Origin of the sequence: Brevundimonas sp. (genome assembly GCF_018608325.1) — a bacterium.
Lineage (GTDB): Bacteria > Pseudomonadota > Alphaproteobacteria > Caulobacterales > Caulobacteraceae > Brevundimonas.
The window spans coordinates 5230-7392 of record NZ_JABAZW010000153.1; the positions used below are offsets into that span (position 1 = coordinate 5230).

A 2163-nucleotide genomic window follows, 5' to 3' on the forward strand; every position below is an offset into this window, starting at 1 on the left:
TTCCGCGACACGTCGCTTGTGCTGCGCGCCAAGGCCGAGTACCAGGAGGCGAAGCGGCAGGAGTACCAGGAGCGGCAGGCGAAGAAGGAAGCGGCCGAGCGCCTCAAGGCTCTCTTCTCGAAGCCGAAGGCTGACCAGCCCGTGCGCGCGCCCTTCTGGGTCTACGAGAGCAAGGTGCACCATCAGACGAAGGTGCACTCCCACGCGTGCAAGAACTGCAACGACGGTCGGGGCAAGGGAGGCAAGGGCGACACCAAGTCCGGTCGCTGGCTGGCCTGTGAAGACCTCGATGGCGCGAAGGCGTTGGCCGAAGCCCTCCAGCCCGACCGCAGCACGATCTGCAACATGTGTCTCGGCAGCTATCACACGCGCGGCTATCGTGATCCTCGCTGACCCTGGTGTGATCTGCGCGCCGGCTGCTACGCTTCGGGCTCAACAGATGACGGGGGTGGTGATGACGGTTCCGCAGAAGATCAACGACTACATCACCTCACTGCGGCCGCAGGCCGTCTGCAACAAGTGCGTCGCGCGCGGCACCGGGCTTTCGAATGACGGCGCGCATCCGGCGCAGGTCACGGGCGCGCTCGCAACGACCTCCGACTTTCGGCAGGAGATGGGGACCTGTTCGGTCTGCAAGCAAGCCAAAAAGGTCATCCGCGCGCTCTAGCTGGCTTGGCGCTTCGGCCGGTCGCCCCGCTACGCCGCACAGCCTTGCCCCGTGGGCGAACGCGGGTAGCTTGCGCTCATGGACGAATACACCGGCTTGGCGAAATGGGGACTACTGTGGGTCTTGGCCGGAGCGGTGCTCAGGGGGCTTCTCAAAGCGTCTGCCCGAACGTCGAGCGCACCGAGCCCGGTCCGGGAAGAGCGCGAGGCCGAGCATGAGCAAGGCACGCCCGGCTTGTTTGAGGGCCTCATATTCCCCGGCCAGCCGATCATCGCGCATGCGATCGAGACACTGAAGACGACCTTCGAGGCGGTTGGACCGAGGCGCCCCACTGGCGAGCAGCCCGCGTTCTATATCTACCTGACCGCCTTGGTTGAGGAGGCCTACAGGCAGACCTTCCGCGATGATCTTGGACTCGACTCAGGCAACCACGAGGCTTTCACCAATTCTCTCTTCGGCGCAGCGGACCAGGACTATGCGCGACGGTTCGGCCCTTGGCAGCCTGAAGAGGAGGACGACTTGAGTGAGGACTTCTTCGACGCCGTGGCCAGCGCCAGCCTCGATGTCGACGGGATGTGGTTCGACTATGCGGAAGAGCGAGATCGGGGAGGCGCTGATGGTGCGTGGACCCGGATGCTCCGTCGCCAGCACATGTCCGAATATGCGGACGAACTGGACGAGGAAGCGGCAGGCTTAGTAGCCAGCCGCATCGTCACGCTTCGCCAGCAGGACGAGCCCCTGGAGCAAGGCGTCAGCCCATCCGACGGCGCTTACTAACAATTGCCCGTTTGCTAAGTCACCACCCTAAAAGGGACCCCCTATCGGCGTGCAATAGGGACCCCCTTTTGAGGTTCGGGATGGACGTCACGAGCGCACCGCTTGCGAGGGTTGGGGCGTAGGGAGGGCGTAGCCCGACCGGAGGCTCAACCCTCGCCTGGCGTTCTTCGTGGAGGGTTAGCTGCGGTGTTTGAAGCGCCAGCTGTCGTTGCCGGTCTCGACGATGTCGCAGTGGTGGGTGATGCGGTCGAGCAGGGCCGTGGTCATCTTGGGATCGCCGAACACGGTCGGCCATTCGCCGAAGGCGAGGTTGGTCGTGACGATCACCGAGGTCCGCTCGTAGAGCTTGCTGATCAGGTGGAACAGCAGCTGGCCGCCCGAGCGGGCGAACGGCAGGTAGCCAAGCTCGTCGAGGACCACGACGTCGAGGCGGCAGAGGTGAGCAGCCAGCGCACCGGCCTTGCCCAGGCGGGTCTCCTCCTCGAGGCGGTTCACCAGGTCGACGGTGTTGAAGTACCGGCCACGCGCCCCGGCCCGCACGACGTTGGCGATGATGGCGGTGGCCAGGTGGGTCTTGCCCGTGCCGGTCCCGCCGACCAGCACGATGTTGCGCCGGTTCGCCAGGAAGGCGCCGCTGTGAAGCGAGCGCACCAGCCCCTCGTTGATCGGCGTGTCGTCGAACACGAAGGCGTCGAGGTCCTTCACGGCGGGCAGCCTGG

General features: G+C 65.2%; 4 protein-coding genes. 3 read left to right on the forward strand and 1 reads right to left on the reverse strand.

Annotation, left to right across the window (positions count from 1 at the left end; all coding sequences use genetic code 11):
* The 3 genes from QZ281_RS15310 to QZ281_RS15320 form a co-directional block, all read left to right on the forward strand.
* The coding region (locus QZ281_RS15310) for a hypothetical protein (protein ID WP_292229836.1) at positions 1 to 393 on the forward strand (393 nt) is incomplete at its 5' end.
* A gap of 61 nt (positions 394 to 454) precedes the next feature.
* Entirely contained in the window at positions 455 to 667 is a 213-nt protein-coding gene (locus tag QZ281_RS15315) for a hypothetical protein (RefSeq protein ID WP_035284356.1), read from the forward strand.
* Between the two features lie 78 nt (positions 668 to 745).
* Entirely contained in the window at positions 746 to 1444 is a 699-nt protein-coding gene (locus QZ281_RS15320) for a hypothetical protein (protein WP_003168014.1), read from the forward strand.
* 177 nt (positions 1445 to 1621) lie between these two features.
* Here the strand turns inward: QZ281_RS15320 and istB are convergent.
* Positions 1622 to 2163, reverse strand: a 542-nt coding sequence (istB, locus tag QZ281_RS15325; protein ID WP_292229837.1) for an IS21-like element helper ATPase IstB, incomplete at its 5' end; no start/stop codon positions are given.

What these genes read in the sequence shown, in the direction of transcription:
- QZ281_RS15315 (WP_035284356.1), top strand. Translation starts at nt 455, where the DNA reads ATGACGGTTCCGCAGAAGATCAACGACTACATCACCTCACTGCGGCCG.
- QZ281_RS15320 (WP_003168014.1), top strand. Translation starts at nt 746, where the DNA reads ATGGACGAATACACCGGCTTGGCGAAATGGGGACTACTGTGGGTCTTG.